This window comes from Microbacterium deminutum (assembly GCF_039530205.1).
In the GTDB taxonomy this organism is placed as follows: Bacteria; Actinomycetota; Actinomycetes; order Actinomycetales; family Microbacteriaceae; genus Microbacterium; species Microbacterium deminutum.
The window spans coordinates 432,453-452,866 of the sequence record NZ_BAAAOG010000001.1; the positions used below are offsets into that span (position 1 = coordinate 432,453).

General features: G+C 69.4%; 16 protein-coding genes. 8 read left to right on the forward strand and 8 right to left on the reverse strand.

All coding sequences use genetic code 11. The features are described 5' to 3' along the window. Nucleotides 1–122: 122 nt before the first annotated feature. Nucleotides 123–2,342: an NADP-dependent isocitrate dehydrogenase gene (locus ABD212_RS01930; RefSeq protein ID WP_344090630.1), complete on the forward strand. Its 2,220-nt coding sequence runs from the start codon at nt 123–125 to the stop codon at nt 2,340–2,342. Nucleotides 2,343–2,405: 63 nt separating this feature from the next. On the opposite strand, the gene ABD212_RS01935 is transcribed toward ABD212_RS01930, so the two are convergent. The 3 genes from ABD212_RS01935 to ABD212_RS01945 all read right to left on the reverse strand — a co-directional run bounded on the left by ABD212_RS01935 (nt 2,406) and on the right by ABD212_RS01945 (nt 6,161). After that, nucleotides 2,406–3,353 (reverse strand): N-acetylglucosamine kinase, encoded by a 948-nt coding sequence (locus tag ABD212_RS01935; protein WP_344090632.1) that lies wholly within the window; start codon nt 3,351–3,353, stop codon nt 2,406–2,408. 87 nt (nt 3,354–3,440) lie between these two features. Beyond that, the gene (locus tag ABD212_RS01940; RefSeq protein WP_344090634.1) at nt 3,441–4,448 is read right to left on the reverse strand and encodes an acetylxylan esterase; all 1,008 of its coding nucleotides are present in this window, start codon (nt 4,446–4,448) and stop codon (nt 3,441–3,443) included. 51 nt (nt 4,449–4,499) lie between these two features. Then, the gene (locus ABD212_RS01945) at nt 4,500–6,161 is read right to left on the reverse strand and encodes a L,D-transpeptidase family protein (protein WP_344090637.1); all 1,662 of its coding nucleotides are present in this window, start codon (nt 6,159–6,161) and stop codon (nt 4,500–4,502) included. 196 nt (nt 6,162–6,357) lie between these two features. On the opposite strand from ABD212_RS01945, the gene ABD212_RS01950 reads away from it, so the two are divergent. The 7 genes from ABD212_RS01950 to ABD212_RS01980 all read left to right on the forward strand — a co-directional run bounded on the left by ABD212_RS01950 (nt 6,358) and on the right by ABD212_RS01980 (nt 13,117). Beyond that, nucleotides 6,358–7,581, forward strand: coding sequence for an ROK family transcriptional regulator (locus ABD212_RS01950; protein ID WP_344090639.1), 1,224 nt, complete (start codon nt 6,358–6,360; stop codon nt 7,579–7,581). Between the two features lie 69 nt (nt 7,582–7,650). Continuing rightward, the gene (locus ABD212_RS01955) at nt 7,651–8,970 is read left to right on the forward strand and encodes a sugar ABC transporter substrate-binding protein (protein ID WP_344090640.1); all 1,320 of its coding nucleotides are present in this window, start codon (nt 7,651–7,653) and stop codon (nt 8,968–8,970) included. 29 nt (nt 8,971–8,999) lie between these two features. After that, the gene (locus ABD212_RS01960; RefSeq protein ID WP_344090642.1) at nt 9,000–9,983 is read left to right on the forward strand and encodes a carbohydrate ABC transporter permease; all 984 of its coding nucleotides are present in this window, start codon (nt 9,000–9,002) and stop codon (nt 9,981–9,983) included. A 5-nt stretch (nt 9,984–9,988) separates the two neighbouring features. Beyond that, nucleotides 9,989–10,885, forward strand: a complete 897-nt coding sequence (locus tag ABD212_RS01965; RefSeq protein ID WP_344092378.1) for a carbohydrate ABC transporter permease — start codon at nt 9,989–9,991, stop codon at nt 10,883–10,885. A gap of 43 nt (nt 10,886–10,928) precedes the next feature. Further along, nucleotides 10,929–11,855, forward strand: a complete 927-nt coding sequence (locus ABD212_RS01970) for an ROK family protein (RefSeq protein WP_344090644.1) — start codon at nt 10,929–10,931, stop codon at nt 11,853–11,855. Then, nucleotides 11,848–12,627 (forward strand): glucosamine-6-phosphate deaminase, encoded by a 780-nt coding sequence (locus ABD212_RS01975; RefSeq protein ID WP_344090646.1) that lies wholly within the window; start codon nt 11,848–11,850, stop codon nt 12,625–12,627. Before ABD212_RS01970 ends, ABD212_RS01975 begins: the two co-directional genes overlap by 8 nt. 94 nt (nt 12,628–12,721) lie before the next feature. After that, nucleotides 12,722–13,117 (forward strand): PPOX class F420-dependent oxidoreductase, encoded by a 396-nt coding sequence (locus ABD212_RS01980; RefSeq protein WP_344090649.1) that lies wholly within the window; start codon nt 12,722–12,724, stop codon nt 13,115–13,117. Between the two features lie 70 nt (nt 13,118–13,187). On the opposite strand, the gene ABD212_RS01985 is transcribed toward ABD212_RS01980, so the two are convergent. From ABD212_RS01985 to ABD212_RS02005, 5 genes are all read right to left on the reverse strand, one after another. Continuing rightward, on the reverse strand, nt 13,188–14,558 hold the full coding sequence (locus tag ABD212_RS01985; RefSeq protein ID WP_344090652.1) for an FAD-binding oxidoreductase: 1,371 nt from the start codon (nt 14,556–14,558) through the stop codon (nt 13,188–13,190). Further along, nucleotides 14,555–14,941 (reverse strand): YrdB family protein, encoded by a 387-nt coding sequence (locus ABD212_RS01990; RefSeq protein ID WP_344090655.1) that lies wholly within the window; start codon nt 14,939–14,941, stop codon nt 14,555–14,557. The genes ABD212_RS01985 and ABD212_RS01990 overlap by 4 nt, the downstream gene beginning before the upstream one ends. A 261-nt stretch (nt 14,942–15,202) precedes the next feature. Then, nucleotides 15,203–17,332: a sigma-70 family RNA polymerase sigma factor gene (locus ABD212_RS01995; protein WP_344090657.1), complete on the reverse strand. Its 2,130-nt coding sequence runs from the start codon at nt 17,330–17,332 to the stop codon at nt 15,203–15,205. A 382-nt stretch (nt 17,333–17,714) separates the two neighbouring features. Next, complete coding sequence (locus tag ABD212_RS02000; protein WP_344090659.1) at nt 17,715–18,887, reverse strand: N-acetylglucosamine-6-phosphate deacetylase; 1,173 nt, start codon at nt 18,885–18,887, stop codon at nt 17,715–17,717. After that, complete coding sequence (locus tag ABD212_RS02005) at nt 18,884–20,407, reverse strand: beta-N-acetylhexosaminidase (RefSeq protein WP_344090661.1); 1,524 nt, start codon at nt 20,405–20,407, stop codon at nt 18,884–18,886. Before ABD212_RS02005 ends, ABD212_RS02000 begins: the two co-directional genes overlap by 4 nt. Between the last annotated feature and the right edge of the window lie 7 nt (nt 20,408–20,414).

Genomic DNA, 20,414 nt, shown 5'->3' on the forward strand with positions numbered 1-20,414 from the left:
CCGGATCTCGCCCGCCCGAGAATCCGCTCTAATAAGGAATTCACCTGGCGAGATATCTTGACGTCAAGAGACTTTCGCCCGTGCGATAGGCTGAAAACACGCCCCCAACGAAAGCAGAACCGGTGACCGACTCGACCATCATCTACACCCACACCGACGAGGCTCCGGCGCTGGCGACCGCTTCGTTCCTCCCGATCGTGCAAGCCGTGACAGGGCAGGCGGGGGTGGATGTCGAGACCCGCGACATCTCGCTCGCGGGACGCGTGCTGGCAGCGTTCCCGCAGAAGCTCACGCCCGAGCAGCAGGTCGGCGACGCGCTGGCCGAACTCGGCGGACTCGCGACGCTGCCCGAGGCGAACATCATCAAGCTGCCCAACATCTCCGCGTCGATCCCTCAGCTGAAGGCGGCCATCGCGGAACTGCAGAGCCAGGGATTCGACATCCCCGACTACCCCGACGAGGCGGAGACCCTCGAAGACAAGGACGTCCGGGCGCGCTTCGACCGCATCAAGGGCTCCGCGGTCAACCCGGTGCTGCGCGAAGGCAACAGCGACCGCCGCGCACCGCTGTCCGTGAAGAACTACGCGCGCAAGCATCCGCACCGCAACAAGGCCTTCCCCGAGGGCTCGAAGACCCGGGTCGCCACGCTCGGCCACGACGACTTCAAGTTGAACGAGAAGTCCTGGGTCTCGCCGGGCGACGATGTGCTCACGATCCAGCACGTCGCCGCCGACGGCACAGTCACCACGCTCAAGACGGGGCTCAAGGTCCTGCCCGGTGAGATCGTGGATGCCACGTTCCTCTCCGCCAAGGCGCTCGACGCGTTCCTCGCCGAGACCCTGCGTGAGGCGGCGACCGACGACGTCCTGTACTCGGTGCACCTCAAGGCCACGATGATGAAGGTCAGCGACCCGATCATCTTCGGTCACGTCGTCAAGGCCTATTTCGCCGACGTCTTCGACGCGTACGGCGACAAGATCGCTGAAGCGGGGCTCACGCCCAACGACGGCCTCGGCGCGATCCTCGCCGGTCTGCCGTCGGTGGAGGGCGGCGATGCGATCGCCACCGCGATCACCGCGGACCTGGCGCGCGGGCCGCGACTGTCTTACACGAACTCGGACAAGGGCCTCACGAACCTGCACGTCCCCTCCGACGTCATCGTGGATGCCTCCATGCCGGCGCTGATCCGAAACGGCGGCAAGCTCTGGGGCGTCGACGGTGGCGAGGACGATACGCTCGCCGTCATCCCCGACTCCTCCTACGCCAGCGTGTACCAGACCGTGATCGACGATGTGATCGCACATGGACCGCTCGATCCCGCGACGATGGGGACCGTGCCCAACGTCGGCCTGATGGCCCAGGCCGCCGAGGAGTACGGCAGCCACGACAAGACGTTCGAGATCGCGGCGGCCGGTGTCATGCAGGTCGTGAACGGGGCAGGGGATGTCGTGCTCGAGCACGACGTCGAGCCGGGGGACATCTGGCGCGCGACGCAGACCAAGGACATCGCCGTGCGCGACTGGGTGAAGCTCGCCGTCACCCGTGCACGTGCCAGCGCCACCCCCGCCGTGTTCTGGCTGGACGCCGCCCGATCGCACGACGCCGCACTGATCGCGAAGGTGGACGAGTACCTGGCCGATCATGACACCGCCGGCCTGACGATCGAGATCCTCCCGCCTGCGGCGGCCACCCAGTACGCGCTGGACCGCCTGCGCAGGGGAGAGGACACCATCTCGGTCACCGGCAACGTGCTGCGCGACTACCTGACCGACCTCTTCCCGATCCTCGAGGTCGGCACGAGTGCCAAGATGCTCTCGATCGTCCCGCTCCTCGCCGGCGGCGGCCTGTTCGAGACGGGCGCGGGCGGCTCCGCCCCCAAGCACGTCCAGCAGCTCCTTGCCGAGAACTACCTGCGCTGGGACTCCCTCGGCGAGTTCTTCGCACTCGCCGCGTCGCTCGAGCACCTCGCGGACTTCACAGGGAACGTCCGCGCGCAGATCCTCGCGGACACACTGGATGCCGCCACCGGCACATTCCTCGAGAACGACAAGTCACCCGGACGCGCGCTCGGCACGATCGACAATCGCGGCAGCCACTTCTACCTCGCGCTCTACTGGGTGCGGGAACTGGCTGCGCAGCAGGCGGATCCCGAGCTCGCCCAGGTCTTCGGGCCGATCGCCGACGCGCTCACCTCGAAGGAGCAGACGATCGTCGACGAGCTCCTGGCCGTGCAGGGCTCGCCCGTCGACATCGGCGGGTACTACCACCCCGACGAACTTCTCGTCGCGGGCGTGATGCGGCCGTCGAAGACCTTCAACGAGGTCATCGACGACCTGCGCTGACCGAACGGGGTGACGGATGCCGCGACATCCGTCACCTCCTCGTCCGCGGATGCGGTCGCGGGACTAGCGTGCGGCGCTCGCGCGTCGCACCGCAGAGGCGAGCGGATGCCCCGGCGCGAGGTCGGCGAGGGCGATGGCGCCGTCGATCCCTTCGCCGCGCGGATCTGCCAGCGTGAGCCTCGCTCGACCGACGGTTTCGGGAAGTGCTGCGGTGAACGCGTTTCGCAGCCGCCGGGAGCGGAACACGCCGCCGAGCGCGCACACCGCGAACCCTTCGTCGTCGGCATGTGCGATCTGTCGCAGCGCGGTCATCACGCTGTGCGCGAGCTGCTGCCCGGCGGCATCCGTTATGTCGACGGCGACCGGGTCGTCCTCGTCGGCGCATCGGGCGACGTGGGCGGCGAACGAGGCGACGATGCTCACCCGATCCTCGGCGGCCTGCAGTGCGATGTAGGCATGAGACAGGTCGGGCCAGCGCTCCTGGACGGGCGCGCTGAGCGCCGTCCGCGGCCCACGGCCGTCGTACGCCCGCATGACCGCGTCGAGCGCTTCGCGTCCGATCCAGTAGCCGCTGCCGGCATCCCCCATGATGTATCCCCAGCCGTCCACACGAGCGGTCGATTCTCGGCCCACCGCGAGGGTGACCACACCCGTGCCGGACGCGACGACGGCACCGCGCGCGTCGCCGAGCGCTCCCAGGAACGACGTCGTCGAGTCATGCGCGAGAACCGCATGGTGGATGCCGGTGTCCTGCAGCAGCGCGAGCAGGGCGGCCGGATCGCTGTCACGGTCGGTGAGCCCCGAGACGCCCGCCGTGACGACGTCGGGGTTCGCCGCCGTCCGCGTGATCGCGGCGCGGACGACTTCGGCGAGCTGCGGCAGCAGCGGTTCGTGCGTCCCGATGCCGGCGAACACGATGTCCTCGCTGCGGCCGTCATGGTGCACCCGCACCTTCATGCCGGTCTGGCCGGCGTCGATCGCGACGACCCGTCCCGATGCCGCATCCGTCACGTGGTCTCCTTGTCTGATGCGGGGGACAGGCTGATCTCGTGGCCCGCCCTCCCAGCGTACGCACGCGGCGCTCGAAAGCCTGGGGCGTCAGCGCGGCGTGCGGGTGCGACGCGATGACGTGGGCGGCGACACGAGACGGCTCAGGAAGCTCGCCTGGACCGGCCACTGATAGCCGCCGCCGCCCTCATGGTCGTTGAAGTCGTAGACCTCGATGCGCTTGTCGGAGACGGGCACGCGGTTGTACGCGGCGTAGACGGTGGATGGCGGGCATGTCTCGTCCTGCAGCGCGACCGAGAAGAGCGTCGGGGCGGTGATGCGTGAGGCGAAGTTCGCGCCGTCGAAGTACGACAGGGTCGAGAACACGCGCTCCCGCGCGCCTCGGTTCACCTGCAGGTACCGCACGACTTCCTGATAGGGGTCGCGTCCGGTCATTCCGATGGCGCGTTCGAAGTGGCACAGGAAGGGCACGTCGGGCATGACGGCGACGAGGTCATCCGCCAGTCCTCCGACGGCGATCGCGATGCCACCGCCCTGGCTGCCACCGGCGACGGCCACTCTCGAGGGATCGACGAGATCGAGAGAGCGCACCGCGTCGACGGCACGGACGCCGTCGGTGAACACGCGGCGGTAGTAGTAGTCCGCGGGGGAGTCGATGCCGCGCGTCATGAACCCCGGTGCCGCGGGACCCGACCCGTGCGGATCAGGCGTCTCGCCGCCGGAACCCCACACCGCGCCCTGACCGCGGGTGTCCATGAACAGGTGCGCATATCCTGCGGCGGCCCACGTGAGCCGCTCGTGCGGCAGACCTCGCCCGCCGCCGTAGCCGTTGAACTCCACGACAGTGGGGAGCGCCTCTGAGGCACCCCGGGGCGCCCACAGCCACGCCTTGACGGGATCGCCGCCGAAGCCCGGGAACGTCACGTCGAACACGTCGATCTGACGCAGCGCGGAATCCACGGGGATGACGACCACCTCGTCTCGGAACTCGCGCGCAGCGCTGACCGTCCGGGCCCAGAACCCGTCGAAATCGGCCGGCTCGCGGATGTCGGGACGGTACGACTGCAACTCGGAAAGGCTCAGATCGAAGCGTGGCACCCAGTCAGGGTAGTGCGTTGCGGGCGGGCCTCGCGTCGCAGCGGGCGAGACTCAGAGGTGCACCCAGACCTCGGTGCCGATCGGAGCCCACGTGTAGACGAGCGCCGCGGCATCGAGGGGCATGTTCACGCAGCCGTGGCTCATCCGGTGACCGAAGTTGTGGTGCCACCACGCACCGTGCAGGGCTTCATCGCCGTCGAAGTAGGAGATGTTCGGCACGTTCTTGGTGTAGTAGTTCGGAGCCTTCGTGAGGTCCGGGTTGCCCATGTTCTGGCTCTTGACCTTGGAGTAGATGTGGAAATGCCCCAGGTTGGTGTCATGCCCCGGCAGCCCCGACGAGATCGGGTACGAGTACACCACCCTTCCGTTCTCGAAGAGGTACGCGTGCTGCTGGCTGATGTTGACCTCGATGCGGCGGGCGAGGGAGGTCGTCGTGAAGGCGTTCACGGTGACGGGAAGCACGTAGACGCCTTTGCCGCGGGCGAGCTGTGCGGCGTAGTCGGCGGCGATCGAGCGGGTGTCGCCCAGTGTGCGTCCCGCAACCCCGGCGGTGACCTGCCGGAGCACGCGGCCCGCCGAATTCGTGATCACGGTCGCGTTCACCACGTCGCGGTTGATCGCCTTGGGAAGCGTCTCGACGAGCTTCTGGATGGCGGCCTTGTCGGCGGTGGTCGTGAACGTGCCGTCGGGTTGGTGCGTGACCGTCAGCCACGATGCCACCGTCGCGCGGTCGACCGGGACCGTGCGTTCCTCGCCGACATAGAAGCCGGCGGTGCCGAGGATGTTGTTGAGGCTCTTCGCGGTGGCGGCGGCCGTCTCGGTGGTGGTCGTCGGCGCGATGGGCGAGACGGCGGGGGTGAAGGTGACCCGGGTCTTGCCGGAGTCGTAGGCATTCTGCAGAGCGGCGCGCACGGCGTCGACGTCGATGCCCTGACCCGGTTTGGCAGCCGTCGTCACATACTTCGCGGTCGCCGCGTCGTACGCGAGCGACGCGTCGACGGGATCCGCGTACAGACCGGGTGCGGCCTTTCTCAGCGCGGCGTCGGCAGTCGCCGGGTCGATGTGCACCGGTGCGTCGATGGATGCCGGGAACCACTGCGTCGGATTCCACATCGGATGCTCTGCGAAGGCGTCCTCGGCAAGGGCCCGCGCATCCACGGAAGCGCCGAGGTCGGCGCCTGTCACGACGGCGTCGCCGCCGTCTCCGGCGAGGACGATCGTGGTGTCATCGAGTCTCTGCTGCAGCGCGCCGGCGGCTCCGCCCTGAGTGAGGCCGCCGACCCCCACGCCCGCGACCGAGGTGCCCGGTGCGATGAGGACGAGCGATGATGCGACCAAGCCGACGAGGGCCACACCTGCGGCGAGACCGATCCACAGCGGCGTCCGGCGCCTGCGGCGAGCGGGTTCGGTGGGCGCCCATGCGTAAAGGGCGGCGTCTGCGGGTGGTCCCGCGGCGCTCTCCGTGGATGCGTCGGCGGCCGCGACAGCGCGAGCATCCTCGTGCGGAATGGTCGCGTCGGGCTCGATGACCTCGGTCGTGGCCGATGCACCGTCCGCTGCAGGGTCGTCCGCGGTATGCGCCGTGTCGTCCTCCGGCCCGCCATCCTCGGAGGCGGCTCCGCTGGAGTGGTCGAGTTCTGCGTCGCCACCGTCGACGGCGTCGTCTGGCGACTCCTCGTCGGAGGCGCCCGGTTTCGTCGCCAGATCCGTCACGCCAACACCCCCCGGCTGATACACCTGTGCCCTCAATGGTAATCGACAGCGGACTACGCTTACGCATCAGCGACGTGGGCGTCGCACGCAGACCGGCCCGACATGTCGCTGGGCGAATGTAACGGTTTTGTAAATACGCCGTTCAAATCGCTCGGCACACTTGCGCGATGTTTGTTCGTAAGGTCTACTAACAAACATGTCTGCATCGGAAGTGCAACGCGGCTCTTCCACTCTCGAGCCGTCGCACTCTTCAGGAACCGGGAACGGTCACTCGTTCGGTCCCGGGCGCTCGTTGCGCCAGGGAGCGAAGGTGCTCCCCGAGCACGCGCGCGGTCATAACCGCTCGCTCGTGCTGCAGACCCTGTTCCACCAGGGCGCCATGAGTCGCGCGGATCTCTCCCGCGAGACCGGCCTCACCCGTGTCACGATCTCGGATCTCGTCGCCGAGCTGATCGCGGACGGATTCGTCGTCGAGAAGGGCGTGCGCGAGGCATCCGGTCCGGGCAAGCCCGCGATCCTGCTGGACCTGGACCGTGACGGCCATCGGATCGTCGGGATCGACCTTTCCGAAAGCGACTCGTTCATCGGCGCCGTGCTGACGCTCGACGGCGACATCGTCGTACGTCGCGAGGTCGCGCTTCCGGCTGCGGACGACGTCGTCGCGACGGTCGTCGAACTGGCACGGGAACTCGTCGCCGAGTCCCACGCTCCGGTCCTCGGAATCGGCGTCGGCACGCCGGGTGTCGTGGACGAGCACGGCGTCATCCTCACCGCCCCGCATTTCGGATGGGCGGGATTCGACCTCGAGGGTGCCCTTCAGAAGGCGCTCAACCTGCCCGTCCTCGTCGCAAACGACGCCAACGCCGCCGTGCTCGCCGAATACACCTTCGGCGGCGCGGGCGATGATGTGCTGCTCGTGAAGGTCGGCCGCGGTGTCGGCTCGGGTCTGCTCGCCGGGGGTCAGCCGATGTCCGGCAGCCGTCACGCGGCCGGCGAGATCGGGCACGTGACCGTCGGCACGGACGGCGGACCCCTCTGCGTGTGCGGCAAGGTCGGATGCCTCGAGGCCTGGCTCTCGGTGCCGGCGCTGACCGCGCGCCTGAGCGCGGCTGCGATTGACAGCGACGACGACGTATCCTCCGTCGATGTCCGCGAGGGGATCCTCCGCGACGCAGGGGAGCGCCTGGGCATCGCGCTGGCGCCCGTCGTCGGTGTCCTCGACCTCTCGGAGATCGTGCTCGCCGGTCCCCCTGAACTTCTCGACGGACCACTCGCGCAAGCGACCGTCGAGACCCTCCGCAATCGGACGCTCGCCCAGTCATACGAGGGCGTCCGGGTGCGGATGACGGAGCAAGGCCAGGACATCGTCCTGCGCGGCGCGGCCGTCATGGTCCTGTCGGGACAACTCGGGGTGTCGTAACGGCCCCCCTCCCCCGGATGGGTCACCCGGCCCATCACCCAAGAGAAAACACCAACACAAGGAGACACATTGCGCACTTCACGCATCGTCGCTGCCGGAGCCGTCGGCGTCGCAGCTGCTCTGGCGCTGAGCGCCTGTGCCGGCAACAGCGCCGGTAACAGCGGCGCTCCGTCGTCGAGCGGAGCGGTCGACGGCAAGGGCAAGACGCTCACCGTCTGGGCCATGACGGGCGACCTCTCGGATGCCACGCTCAAGGCGATCAACGACGAGTTCACCAAGGAGACCGGCGCCAAGGTCAAGGTCGAGACCCAGCAGTGGACCGACATCGCCACGAAGATCACGACGGCGCTCGCCTCGAGCACCCCGCCGGACGTGCTGGACCTCGGCAACACTCAGGTCGCGACTTTCGCCTCGAGCGGCGGCCTCGCCGATCTGACCTCCTACAAGGATGACCTCGCGCAGGGTCAGACGTGGCTCGGCGGCCTCGCGGACCCCGCCACGATCGACGGCAAGCTCTACGCTGTGCCTTCCTTCGCAGGCGCCCGCGCCGTCCTGTACAACAAGGACGTCTGGACCGCAGCCGGCATCACCGCCGCGCCGACCACGTACGACGAGCTCAAGGCCGACCTCGACAAGCTCAAGGCGAAGAACCCGGCGTCCGACTTCTCGGCCTTCTACCTGCCCGGCCAGTACTGGTACGCCGGCATGCAGTGGATCTGGGACGCGGGCGGCGACATCGCCACTCAGAGCGGCGGCAAGTGGGAGGCCGGCTTCTCGAGCAGCGAAGCCCAGCAGGGCCTCGCCGCCTGGAAGGAATTCCAGAACGCCTACTCGTCGGCCGCGAGCCAGACGCTCAACACCGACAAGCCCGACCAGGACCAGCTCTTCGCTGACGGCAAGGCCGGCGCGATCATCGCCAACGGCTGGGAGATCGGCGTTGTGCAGAAGGACAACCCGAAGCTTACGGACGCCGTCCTCGGCTCGTTCCCGATGCCCGGTGTGTCGGGCTCGAACCAGCCCGTCAACCTGGGCGGCTCGGACTGGGGCATCGCCACGAAGAGCGCGCAGCAGGACCTCGCCCGCGCGTGGGTGAAGATCGCTGCGAGCCCCGACATCCAGAACACCTACGTGTTCGGCAACGACGGCTGGATTCCGAACAGCGTCGAGGGCTCGAAGGCTGCCGTCGACGGCGGCACGCTGTCCGACCTGCAGAAGGCGTTCTTCACCTCGGCTCAGAACTCCAAGGCCACGCCGGCCTCGGGCAACTGGGCTTCGCTGGAGGACCCGGGCATGAAGCAGTTCTTCCAGTCGGTCACCTCTGGCAGCAAGTCGATCGCCGATGCGGCGAAGTCGTGGGATGACACGGTCAACTCCACGCTGAACCAGTGATCGATCGATAGTCAGAGCACACTGAGAAAATGACCATCGCCTCAACTGCGACCAACGTCGCAGGCGAGGGAGTGGCCGCCGCCCGATTCGGGCGGCGGCCACGGCCCCCTCGCCGTTATTCCAGGCAGGCGCGATACGCGCCGCTCTGGCTGTTCTCGCCGGCCGGGATCGTCATCGTCGCCCTCATCGTGGTGCCGATCGTCTTCCTGGTGTTCACATCGTTCACCGACTTCAATCAGCGAACCCTGTTCACGGGCGAATTCAACGGCGTCGGGTTCAAGCAGTATGTCGACACGTTCACAAGTCCGCAGTTCTGGTGGTCGACAATCCTGACGATCGGCTTCACCGCGGCGCTCGTCATCGGAAGCCTCGTCATCGGGGTCGGCGTCGCCGAACTCATGACGCGGCTCTCCACCACGATGCGGTACGTCGTCACGATCGTGCTCATCTTCGCGTGGGGCATGCCCAACGTCGCGTCCTCGCAGGTCTGGAACTGGCTCTTCCAGCCGGGGTACGGGGTCGTCAACTGGATGCTCACGCAATTGCGCATCTTCGGTGATGTGACCAACCTCTCGTGGGCCAACAACACCTTCCTGGCGCTGTCCTGCATCTGGATGCTCGTCGTCTGGCAGGCCGTGCCCTTCATCGCACTGACGACCTACGCAGCACAGACCCAGATCGACACCTCGATGCTCGAGGCGGCGCGAATCGACGGGGCAAGCGAGCGTCGTATCTACTTCTCCATCGTCTTGAACTACCTCAAGCCGACGATCCTGCTGGTCACGGTCCTCTCGATCATCTGGGACTTCAACGTCTTCAACCAGATCTGGCTCGTGACCCAGGGCGGACCCGACAACACGACGGCGACACTCGGCATCTGGACCTACCTGACCGCCTTCAACACCTTCAAGATCGGCACAGGCGCGGCGATCTCCGTGATCACCACGGTCATGCTCATGATCATCAGCGGGTTCTACATCCGCGGCCTGCTGCGATCGGGGGAGGACCTGTGAGCACGATGACCACCTCGGCCCTGCCCACCCGCGCGAGTGCAAGTGCGAAGACCGCTGCGGCACCTCCGCAGCGCCGGCGCCGCAAACGGCACGTCTGGGTGAACACCATCGCGATCGTCTTCAGCATCGTCTGGATCTTCCCCGTCTACTGGATGGTGAACACGGCGTTCAAGCCTCAGCCCGAGGTGATGACCTCGACGCCGCACTTCCTCCCGCTGAATCCGACGCTGGACAACTTCGTCGTCGCGATCACCCAGACGAACTTCCTGATCAACCTTCGCAACAGCGTGATCGTCGTCGTCGGCGCGGTCGTCTTCGCGCTCGCGCTGTCCCTGTTCGCAGCAGCGGCACTGAGCCGATTCCGGTTCCGCGGGCGCCGCACGATCATGGTGCTGATCCTCGCAGTCCAGATGCTCCCCGGTACCGCTCTGCTGATCCCGCAGTTCCTCATCTTCAACAATCTCGGCCTGCTGGGTTCGTACTTCGGGCTCATCCTCGCCTACGTCGCCGCCGTGCTGCCGTTCGCGATCTGGACGCTCCGCGGATTCTTCATCACCATTCCGGTGGAGCTCGAGGAAGCCGCCATGGTGGACGGCGCCGGCACTTGGCGGATCCTCCGGAGCATCCTGTTTCCGCTCGTCGTGCCCGGCGTGATCTCCACCAGCATCTTCGCCTTCATCTCCGCCTGGAACGAGTACATCCTCGCGTACACGTTCATGAAGGAGCAGACGATGTACACGCTGCCGATCTGGCTCGTATCGTTCTCGTCGCCGACGACCGGCACGGACTACGGCGGGCAGATGGCCGCCTCGGTCCTGTTCGCCCTGCCGGTCGTCATCTTCTTCCTCATCATCCAGCGCCACCTCGTGGCAGGGATGTCCGCCGGGGCGGTCAAGGGCTGATGCGCGAGATCGATGCAGCCGCCTCCCGCAGGGAGGTCGGCCGATGAAGGTCGGGCTGGACGTCGGGGGAACCAAGACGGATGTCGTCGCGGTCGACGCCGGTGGAGCGATCGTCGGGCGCGTGCGCCTCGCCACCGGGTGGGGTCCCGAGGCCGTCACCGCCACCGTCATCGACGGGGTGCGGGCGCTCGGGACGGATGCCGGCGTCGACGTCGCAGCGATCCGCTCGGTCGGGATCGGCATCCCGGGTCAGGTCGAACCGGGCGGGGGCCGGGTCGTGCACGCGGTGAACCTCGGCGTCGACGAGCTGGATCTGGCCGCCGCCGTCGAGCCGGTCCTCGGCGTGCCGGTGCGTGTCGAGAACGACGTCAAGGCTGCCGCGTTCGGCGCGTACGCGTTGCACGGCGGATCAGGCTCGATGGCCTATCTCAACCTCGGCACCGGAATCGCGGCCGGCATCGTGTCGCACGGTGAGCTCTGGCGCGGAGCCCGCGGCACGGCCGGCGAGGTCGGCCACATCTCGGTGGATCCGGCGGGTCCGCTGTGCCGCTGCGGCCAGCACGGCTGCATCGAGGCGCTCGCGGGGGGCGGCGCCATCGCGGAGCGGTGGGGCCGGCCCGGCGCGCTTCCGGTGCGAGATGTGTTCGACGCCGCCGAGCAGGGCGATCCGGCGGCTCGCGAGCTGCGGAGCGGACTCGCGCGCGGCGTCGCGTCCGCCGTACGGATCCTCGTCCTGACGGCCGATGTCGACTCGGTCGTGCTCGGCGGCGGCGTCACCGCCCTGGGGGATCGGCTGATGGCGGATGTCGCAGCCGAGCTCGCGGCGAGCGCCGAGGCATCCCCGTTCATGCGCTCGCTGCGACTCGAGGAGCGCGTCGAGCTGCTGCCCGCCGGTTCGCCGGCCGCGGCGCTCGGCGCCGCCCTCGTCGGCGCGGCCCGTGACTCCGAGGAGGCGCTCGCCCATGGCTGAGGTCGTCATCGTCCCGGATGCCGCGGCCGCGGGCGTCCTCGTGGCCGAGGAGATCGTCAGCCTGATCAGGGCGAATCCCGACGCCGTGCTGGGTCTTGCGACGGGATCGACGCCCCTTCCGGTCTACGAGGCGCTGCGCTCGCGACTGGGCGGCGTCGACGTCTCGCGGGTGCGAGGATTCGCGCTCGACGAGTACGTGGGAATCGACCCGTCGCACCCCGAGAGCTATCGGTCCGTGATCGCCCGGGAAGTGGTCGAGCCGCTCGGCCTCGATCCGCAGCGGATCCGGGTGCCGAATGGATCGCTCGACGGGATCGAGCACGCCGGCGACGACTACGAGCGCGCGATCGTCGCCGCCGGTGGTATCGATCTGCAGCTGCTCGGCATCGGCACGGACGGCCACATCGGCTTCAACGAACCCGGTTCGTCGTTCGCCTCGCACACGCGTGTCAAGACCCTCACCGAGCAGACCCGCGAGGACAACGCGCGGTTCTTCGACTCGGTCGAGGACGTTCCCCAGCACTGCATCACCCAGGGGCTCGGCACGATCCTGCGGGCGCGCCACCTCGTGCTCCTCGCCTTCGGCGAGGGCAAGGCCGAGGCAGTCGCCGCGGCCGTCGAGGGTCCGCTCACTGCGTCGCTGCCGGGGTCGGCGATCCAGCTGCACCCCCATACGACGGTCGTGGTCGACGAAGCCGCCGCCTCCCGGCTCGCCCACGCCGACTACTACCGGTACACCTACGCGAACAAGCCCGCGTGGCAGGGTCTGTGACGTGATCTCGATGGCGTCGGGGCCCGCGCAAGGCCCTGACCTCGTACGGGGGCGTTTCGGGCTTCTCACAACGCCCTCGACGTAGGCTCGGAGGATGACCCTACCCGACGGGCTCCTGGCCCTCCTGCGCGCTCCCAGCACCTGTTACATCGCCACCCTGATGCGCGACGGGTCCCCGCAGCTGACGCAGGTCTGGGTCGACACGGACGGCGAGCATATCGTGGTCAACAGCGTCGACACCCACCTGAAGGTGCGCAACCTCCGCCGCGATCCGCGGGTGGCTGTCACGATCAGCGATCCGGCACGTCCTGGCGGGTATGTCCAGGTGCGAGGCCGTGCGATCGAGATCACCGAGGTCGGCGGTCCGGATCACATCGAGAAGCTCTCGCACAAGTACACCGGCCGGCCCTATGCCTGGTACGGCGGGCGTGATCAGGTCCGGGTCGTCATCACGATCGAGGCCGACAGGATCAGCACCACCGGGCGCTGACCTTCGCCTGACCGCTCGTGCCCGGATCAGCGCGCGCGGACTGCCTCGGACGGGCGAATGAGCGGGCCGGTCACGGCGTGAAGACCTTTCCGGGATTGAGGATCCCGTGCGGGTCGAACACCCGGGCGATCTGACGCTGCAGTTCCCACTGGTCCTGCCCGAGCTCATCGGCCAGCCATCGGCGCTTGAGCACGCCGATCCCGTGCTCGCCGGTGAGAGTGCCTCCGAGTCGGATCGCGGCGCGGAAGAGGTCGTCGGCGGCATCCCAGATCTCGGGCGGCACTTCTGAGCCGGCGAAGATGAAGTTCGGGTGAAGGTTGCCGTCCCCGGCGTGCGCGACGGTCGGGATCGCCACCCCGTGCACCCGCTCGACGCGTGCGATCTCGTCGAACATCGCGGGCAGTGCGCTGCGCGGCACCGAGACATCCTCGATGAGGGTGGTGCCGAGGGTCTCCATCGCCGGATGCATCGATCTGCGGATCACGAGGAGCCGCTCACCCTCGTCGCGATCGTGCGACACCGAAACGGCACCCCCGGCGTCGGTAAGCACGGCCGCGATCGCGTCGGCCTCGGCGGCCGCAGCGGGCCCGTCCGTCTGGATCGTGAGCTGCGCGGCGCCGGGGGTCGGCGGATCGAGCTCCAGCAGGGCGTGGACGGCGGCGAGGGACGCGGCATCCATCAGCTCCATGATCGCGGGCTGCACACCGGAGGCGGTGACGGCGGCGGACCCCTCGGCAGCGCTGCGCACGTCGGCGAACGTCGCCGCGATCGTGCATACGTCGCCCGGGACGAGTCGGCGCAGCTTCAGCGTCGCACCGACGACGACGCCCAGCGTGCCTTCGGATCCGATCACGAGCGAGGTCAGATCGAGCCCCGTCACGCCTTTCACCGTGCGATGGCCGAGCCGCAGCAGTCGCCCGTCCGCGAGCACCAGGTCGACGCCGAGTACGGCGTCCCGCACGACCCCGTACTTCGCGCACAGCAGCCCGCCCGCTCCGGTCGCGATGTTGCCCCCGACCGTCGAGATCGCCCGGCTCGCCGGATCGGGCGCCCACCACAGTCCGTGCTCGGCCAGCACGGCGTTGAGGTCGGCGTTGAGGATGCCGGGCTCGACCACCGCGAGCAGATCGTCGGGCCGCACCTCGAGGATGCGGTCCATCGCCCGCAGCGAGAGGGCGATCTCGCCCGCTCCGGCGTTCGCGCCGCCCGCAAGGCCGGTGCCGGCCCCTCGGGTGACGACCGGGGTGCCCGTCGCGCTCGCTGTGCGCAGGGTCGTCTGCACATCCTCGATCGCCGCGGCGTTGACGACGGCCAGCGGGGTTCCGGATGCGGCATGTCCCGACTTGTCGGCGCGTGCGGCGTCCAGAGCGGCCGCCGTCGTGTCGATCCGATCGCCGAGTGCCGCGCGCAGCAGCGCGACGACGTCGGACCCGGGAGTCACGCCAGTCGGCGTCGGCCGGCGAACACGCCCACGGTCACGGCGACGACGCCGAAGATCAGGCCGGCCCACGCGAGCCCCATGCTCCACCACGCGATCGTCGCAGCGGCGTACACCAGCAGCTCTGCGATCGCCCGGACGAACGGGTGGACGGCGAGCACGGCCCGCGGCGAGACGAAAAGCGCCCAGACCACGATCCCCAGCGCCGGCGCGCCGATCCCGGCCACGATGTTCCACGGGAAGGCCCACATCGCGAAGCCCCAGATCGCCAAGGTTGCGAAGGCGACCAGTTCGCACGCGAAGGCCAGCAGATCGACGGCCGACAGCGGCGCCCGGGTGCCGGGAGCGAGCTGATCCGTCGGGGCAGGGCGGGGCGAATCGGACATGGATTCCAGTCTACGGCGCGATCATGACGCGGCTGGATCCCGTTGCATCGCAGGCACAGCCCGGGTCGGCCGCAGGCGCTCGGGGTCGCATCCGGTCGCGAACTCAGGTCGGAACAGCCGAGCGGGGCGCGAACGGCGTCTCACTCCGCGAGAGGGGCGCCCGCCGCGGGCGTCGGTCCGCCGTCTGCCGGCGTCATGGTGGTGGGATGTGCGGACGCGGGTCGTCGGCAGCCCCCGCAGCACGTACGGGGAGGCGACCGTCTAGGGCGTGCCGGCGTCGACGTGATCGAGTTCGGACTGCGCCGGCTCGTCGGCCGGAGATGTCATGATACTGAGCGGGTCGGCGGGGCCGGGGTCGGCGGGGCCGGGGTCGGCGGGACCGGGGTCCGTGGTTCCCGGGTCGGTGGTTCCCGTGCCGGCGGGGCCGGGGTCCGTGGTTCCCGGGTCGGTACTGCCCGGATCGGTGATTCCCGAGCCGCCGGAGCCGGGGTCCGTGGTTCCCGGGTCGGTGCTGCCCGGGTCGGTGGTCGCCGGGTCTGTGGAGCCTGGGTCCGTGGAGCCTGGGTCCGTGGAGCTCGTGTCGGTGGAGCCCGTGTCCGTGCTGCCGGTGTCCGTGCTGCCGGGGTCCGTGGCGCCGGTGTCGGCGGGAACCGAGTACGTCGACCCCTGACCCGCTGCCGCGCCGTCACCCGCTGCCGGGGCCGTCGCGACCGCATCCGGGGCTGGGCCCGCGGACGGCGTCGGCGTCGGCTGGACCGCGATGATAGCGGACGTCGAGGACTGGCCGAGGTCGATCACACCGGGGTCGGCAGGGGATGCCGCCGGCGGATCAGCCGGGGTCGTCGGCGCCGGCGGCGGATCCGCTGGCGCCGCAGCCAATGACGGCGGGAGGGAGGATGGCTGCTGCACGACCGAGATCGGTGCGACGCTCGTGCTCGTGGGCTGAGCCGACGCGCCGGGTGCAGCGACGCCACCGGCGATGAGCGTGCTCACGACCACCAATCCCGTCGCTGCGAGGCTCGCCACGGCGCCGAGGCCCGAGAGGACCCCTCCGACGGCCGCACCGGCGGTCGCGACGCCGGCGACCGTGGCGGCACCGGCTGCCACTGCCACCGTCGCAGCACTCGCCGCAACCGTCGCAGCGCCTGCTGCGACCGTTGTGGCCGTCGCGGTGGTGATGACGGCGCCCACAGTTCCCGCCGCGGCCGTCCCTGCCGCGGCTCCGATCGAGGCGGCACCGGCGGCGGCAGAACCCAAGGCGCCGACGGCCGAGCCCGCGGCGACGCCTGCTGAGACCGATGCCGCCGTTGCTGACCCTGCGGCGGCGACACCGGCGGTGGCGGCACCGGCCGCCGTTGCCGCTCCTGTCACAGCGCCGACGGATCCCGATCCCGCTGCTGCACCGGCGAGCGCGCCTGCGCCGGCGGTTCCCGCGCCCACTGTTCCCGCACCCGCCGAACCGGCGCCGACCGCGAGGGTCGCTGTCGGCAGCGCGGGACCGACCGTCACGGCGCCCGGAATGACCGAGGACGGCATCGCGGCGAGTGCCATCGAAGGGATGCCGCCGCCGTGGAGCGAGGCGAGATATCCCGCGGCGCCGACCGACCCGACCGTCAGCGGGACGAGGACGAGGGCGAGACGGCTCGATACCTCGCTGGCCTCGCTGGCCACGATGGTGCACCGCGCACATTCGCCGAGGTGGGCGTCGACCTTCATGCTGTCGCGCCGGCTGATGTTCCTACGCGAGTAGGCGCCGAGGTGGTCGATGGTCCACTGGCAGGCGGATCCGTCCGCCACAGCGCGCAGATGGGCCTGGATCCACGCTTCGCGCAGCCCCTCGCGGGCCCGGAAGGTCAGCTGCGCGACCGCGGTCGGCTTCATGCCGAGAAGCGGCGCGATCTCCACCGGCTTCATCTGCTCGATCTCGGAGTACCAGAGCACTTCCTGCCAGCGTGTCGGGAGACTGCGGAATGCGCGATGCGTGAGGCTGCGGTCCAGAGCCTCGGCCGTCGCCTGGTCTGTCGTCGCGGGGTCTTGCAGGGCCTCGAGCGCGTCGAACGACGTCTCGCGGTGCGCCCGGCCCCATGCAGCCGCGGTGTTGCGGATGCAGGTGAACAGGTAGGCGCGGAATGAGCCGGTCGGGCCGCCCCCCGCCACGATGGACTGATAGATGCGGGTGTAGGCCTCTTGGACGAGATCGTCGGGGTCGAGGCTGGAGGTCACCGATCGTGCGACCGTCACGCCGGATCGATAGTGTCGCCGCCACAATTCGGCGAAGGCGATTCGATCGCCCGAGCGCGTCCGCAGCACGAGATCCGCGTCGGCGTCGCCGCCTTCGTCCGCCGGTTCGGCGGGACCGACCGGCGCCGATCCGACGTCGTTGATGGTCACAGCTCTCTCCACTGTTCGGGCGTCACCGGGAGCGGCGAGACCCCAGCGAGGCGCGCTACGCGTTTCCCCCAGTGCGTTCATTCTCGCGCGTGATCGGTCCTTGCGCCAGCAATTCCGAAATCGCGGCAGAAAGTTGTCAGAATCGGCGTAATAGAACGACCGATCCCGCATCTCATCTAGTAGGAGGGTTGCTCGGGCTTTCCGGGGAGGGACCGGGCACCGGTGAATCTGGGGTTTGGACTTCGGTCCACATCACCGGGGATTGTCTGGAAGGGAACTGGAAAGAGCGCCCTTTCACGCCACCTGAGTTTGCTGGGGACCACGGCCGCTGCATCATCGATGCAGCGGCCACTCCCATTTCCGGGACCGGCCTCCGAAGCCGTCACGCGCTCCGTGCCGGTGCTCCGGCCGTCCAGACCGACTTCACGGCGAAGTCCGCAGACAGCAGCACGGCGTCCGCGAGGAAGCCCGGGGCGAGCGCACCGAGGTCGCCGTCTCGGCCGATCGCCCGCGCCGGCGCGCCTGTCAGGGCATGGACAGCCGCAGCGACGGGTACACCGGCGCCGACCGCGAGGCGGAGAGCGACATCCTGGGTCAGGGTCGACCCGGCGATCGACCCGCCCCCCGCCAGCCGCGCGACGCCGTCGACGACGTCCACCTTCAGCGCTCCCAGGTCGTAGCGTCCATCGCCGCCCCCCGCCGCCGCCATCGCATCGGTCACCAGTGCGATCCGCCCCGGCGCGAGCGCGAACGCCAGTCGCACGACATCCGGGTGCAGGTGCACGCCGTCCGCGATGACCTCGAGCGTCACGCGCGGATCGGCCGCGGCGGCAGCCACTGGGCCGGGCGCACGATGGTGCAGACCCGGCATCGCATTGAAGGCGTGCGTGAGGATCGTCGCGCCCGCGTCGAACGCCGCGCGGCACAGGTCGTAGTCGGCGGCGGTGTGGCCGATCGCGGCGGCGGCTCCGGCGCCGACGACGCGACGGATCGCCTCCAGGGCGCCCTCACGCTCGGGCGCCAGTGTAACCTGGCGTACGGTGCCGCGTCCCGCGTCGAGCAGTCGCCGCACGAGGCCGGGCTGGGGGTCGCGCAGCAGTCCCTCGTCGTGAGCGCCCTTGTGGCCGGGATCGAGGAAGGGGCCTTCCAGATGCGATCCGAGGATGTCGGCATCCGTCTCCATCAGATCCGCGACCATCGCAGCCCGGCGCTCGAGCGTCTCGAGAGGAGCCGTCACGAGTGAGACGACCGCGCGGGTCGTTCCGTGCGCGCGGTGGATGGCCCGCGCCGCCCGGATGGCCTCCGGGCCGTCGTCGTACGCGGCGCCGCCGCCGCCGTGCCCGTGGATGTCGATGAATCCCGGCACCAGCAGCGCACCATCGCCCGCCACGGCGACGGCATCGACGACGGCATCCGCCCCGGCACCCTGCCATCCGTCACCGGTGCCCGTCGCGACGACGCGGTCGCCTTCGAAGCGCACCCACCCGTCGTCGATCGATCCGCCGACGGCCAGAGGTTCGCCGACGAGCCGCGCCGAGTGGACGATCGTCCTCACTCGGTCGTCCAGGGGATCTCCTCCGACGCGTGGAAGTGGATGCCCAGGCTCTTCCAGAGCGGGCCCAGGTCGCCGACCCGCTGGCGGAACGACTGCCAGTTTCGCAGGTCGCTGCGTCCCGTCGCCGGCGACCAGGCGGCCTCGGCGGCTGCGGCGATCCGCGGGAAGGCCATCTCGTCGATGTCGTCGAGCGTGCGGATCGTCTCCGACCACATCGGCGCCTCGACGCCCAGGATGTCGCTGTCGTCGATGCCGGAGATGACATCCGACGGCTCCCAGGAGTAGGCGCGCTCGACGCTCGTCGGCCCGTTCGCCCAGGTGAGGCCGAGCGGTGCGTCGGCGGAGTACTTCATGTCGAGGTAGACGGCATCCGCGGGGGACAGGATGAGCTGAGCGCCGTTGTCGACGAAGCCCTTCGCCGTGACGTCCATGCCGCCCGTGGGGGTGACGAAACCCCAGTACTGGCCGATTGTGGTGTCGGCAAGGCCGGGCGCGTCGCCGGCTTCGTGCCACGCGATCGGCGTCTTCCCGAGGTCGGCGATGATGCTGCTGGCTCGCGCGACGAACTCGGCGAAGTCGTGGGGATCCGTGCCCAGCGACTCGTCGCCGCCCAGGTGCAGGTAGGGCCCGGGGGTCATCCCGGCCAGCTCGCCGAAGACGTCCGAGATGAAGTCGTAGGTGGCCTCGTCATGGATCTTGAGCGACGAGAACCCGACGACTGTGCCCTCGTACGGGGCGCCGGCCACGGGAGCCGCGATGCCTTCGCCGCGCGCCTGCTCGGTCATCTGATCGGTGAGCACGGGCGCCTCGGCAAGCTCGGGATACGCGACGCCGACGGCGTGCGTGTGGCCGGGCATGTCGATCTCGGGGACGACGATCATGTGACGGGATGCCGCATACTCGACGATCTCGCGGTAGTCCGCCTTGGTGTAGAAGCCGCCCGGATCGCCGCCGACGGCGGTGCCCGAGGCGAGCTCCGTCAGCTTCGGACGCGAGTCGAGCTGGATGCGCCATCCCTGGTCGTCCGAGAGATGAAGGTGCAGAGCGTTGAACTTGAGTCCGGCCGCGCGGTCGATGTACGCCTTGACCGTCTCGACCGGGTGGAAGTGGCGCGCGACATCGAGCATCACACCGCGATAGGCGAAGCGGGGAGCGTCTTCGATCACCACTGCGGGCACCGACCACCCGTCGCCCTTCCGCGCGATGAGCTGCGACAGCGTCTGCACGCCGTAGAACAGTCCTGCCGCATCGGCGCCGGTGACGACGACGGATGCCGCGTCCGCTTCGATCCGGTACGACTCGGCCGCGCCGCCCGGCGTCACCGACAGCTCGATCCCTCTGCCCGTCGCCGAACCGGTCGATGGGCTCAGCGCGAGGCCCGTGCGGGCATGCACCACCGCGGTCAGCGCGGCCGCGGCATCCCGCGCCCCCTGGATCGGCGTGTCGGCATCGAGGGCGAACGCGGCGCCGTCCGCGGCGACTATCGAGGATGGGGCGGGAACGACGGAGGGGAGGGACACAGTGGCT

Coding starts and splice junctions, on each gene's coding strand:
- ABD212_RS01950 (WP_344090639.1), top strand. CDS start 6,358: ATGTCTGCATCGGAAGTGCAACGCGGCTCTTCCACTCTCGAGCCGTCG.
- ABD212_RS01960 (WP_344090642.1), top strand. CDS start 9,000: ATGACCATCGCCTCAACTGCGACCAACGTCGCAGGCGAGGGAGTGGCC.
- ABD212_RS01965 (WP_344092378.1), top strand. CDS start 9,989: ATGACCACCTCGGCCCTGCCCACCCGCGCGAGTGCAAGTGCGAAGACC.
- ABD212_RS01970 (WP_344090644.1), top strand. CDS start 10,929: ATGAAGGTCGGGCTGGACGTCGGGGGAACCAAGACGGATGTCGTCGCG.
- ABD212_RS01975 (WP_344090646.1), top strand. CDS start 11,848: ATGGCTGAGGTCGTCATCGTCCCGGATGCCGCGGCCGCGGGCGTCCTC.
- ABD212_RS01980 (WP_344090649.1), top strand. CDS start 12,722: ATGACCCTACCCGACGGGCTCCTGGCCCTCCTGCGCGCTCCCAGCACC.
- ABD212_RS01990 (WP_344090655.1), bottom strand. CDS start 14,941: ATGTCCGATTCGCCCCGCCCTGCCCCGACGGATCAGCTCGCTCCCGGC.